Annotated in this window: 1 protein-coding gene and 1 pseudogene; one reads left to right on the forward strand and one right to left on the reverse strand. The window is 45.3% G+C overall.

Annotation, left to right across the window (positions count from 1 at the left end):
• Window positions 1-1,231, reverse strand: a 1,231-nt coding sequence (locus R7D93_RS25185) for an ABC transporter substrate-binding protein (RefSeq protein ID WP_318129548.1), incomplete at its 3' end; no start/stop codon positions are given.
• A 287-nt stretch (window positions 1,232-1,518) separates the two neighbouring features.
• Here R7D93_RS25185 and R7D93_RS25190 point away from each other — a divergent pair.
• Window positions 1,519-1,701: pseudogene (locus R7D93_RS25190) on the forward strand (MFS transporter); the annotation flags it as partial.

Here is a 1,701-nt window from a genome sequence, read left to right on the forward strand (position 1 = left end):
CCGACATCGCCCGCCCCAGTTCATGGGAAAACTCTGCCAATAATGCTTGGTAGTGCGTCATGCCAACTTCGGAATCTTTATCCATGGTCGACAGCTTTTGCGCAATTTCGGTTACTTGCGCTTTGCTCAGTGGCAATTCAAACAGTTGTTTTTCAATGGCTTGTAGCGAACGTTGTTTCTCTGGTTTTCCATCGGCGAGTCGATTCAATTTAATGAGCGAGAGCCAAGCATCTTGAAGCTCCGGAAGACGCTTGGTGATCGCGGTATCAAAAATCAAGTTGATTAACGCGTCACGTGGCATTACCTGTTCTAGGTCGAGAACGGGATTTTCTCCACCGTATCGAGCCGTATCGTCAAGCGCTGTTTTGGAGAAGGTGCTGCTTTCCATCTGCTCTTGTACTTCTTTCGAAAGCAAATGAGCAATAAAGGACTCTGCCAACTTATCACTCTTACCCCGATTGATTTGTGCAATATAGGTAGGCATTAGCGTAAAGTCTTGATCATAAGCAAAGCCAACGTAGTCGAACTTGCGTTGCGCAATCAGTGCGTAGCTGTCGATCGTTGGCCCAATACCAAACTTACCTTTGGCGATGTAATCCGCCACTCCAAAACTGCGAGAAGAGATCGTCGCGAGGTTCGCTCCCACATTGAGTAAAATCCGCCAGCCCTCTTGCCAACCATATTGACTAAGCACACTCTCGACCATCAATTGCGTGGTTCCAGAGCGGCTTGGCGTGCTCATGGTGACGTGACCAAAGTACAGCGGATTGGTCAGATCTTGAAAACGCTTCGGTTCTGGTAAATGGTTCGCGGCCAAATAATCTTTGTTCCAAACAATCCCGGCGCCTGAGTATCCAAACGCCACGACTTGATCGTTATTAGGTAATAGATAAGGCGACAACCATTTCGGCACTTGCACACGCGACGACATATCAGCCAAACGATGTTCATTAGACAGCTCTTGCATCAGAAACGGCGACGAGCTCAACACCAAGTCGATATCCTTCATGTAGCTTTTGCTAAGCAATTGCAGTCTTGATTGAGTGCGTCGGTGAACCACTCGGACTTCAGCATCAGGATAGTGCTGCGTAAAGTCATCCACCAAAGCAGTGATTGGTGCCTGAGAGAAGGTCGTGAGTATCACCAACTCTTTTTCTGCTGCCATTGTGAGTGGTGCATAAAGCGCCGCACCAAGAAGTAAACGACGCCCAAATTGCTTGAAATCAACCATCAAATTAACCAAAAACCTTAAATAGTGTGCGGTAACTCAAATCTATGAAAGATTGTCAAAAAATCTTACAGAGTATGTTTGAGTCACTATTGACGCACTTCAACCAGAACTAAGCATATTCTATCAGTAACAAGTGTCAGCCTAACGTTCTAAATTCCCGTTTTTGACTCAACCTAAATATCAATATGGGTCAATTCTGTCTCAAATTCATGCCTTTGTACTGTGCAATCTGTCACTTCAAGATAGCCCTGCAACAAAACATTTGTGATTAAAACTTGGAGTGCAAGATGTTTAATTTCTTTAAAACACGCCCTGACCTCCCTCTTTCAGATGGCTCGAAAGAGGAAATGCAAGCGCGTTTCAAACGCTACCAATGGCATGTATTTTTAGGCTTGGTTTTCGGTTACGCCGTCTTCTACGTAGTTCGTATGAGTTTAGGTGTTGTTAAAAAACCAATGCTGGATGCAGGC

The organism is Vibrio sp. YT-15, assembly GCF_033337445.1.
In the GTDB taxonomy this organism is placed as follows: Bacteria; Pseudomonadota; Gammaproteobacteria; order Enterobacterales; family Vibrionaceae; genus Vibrio; species Vibrio alginolyticus.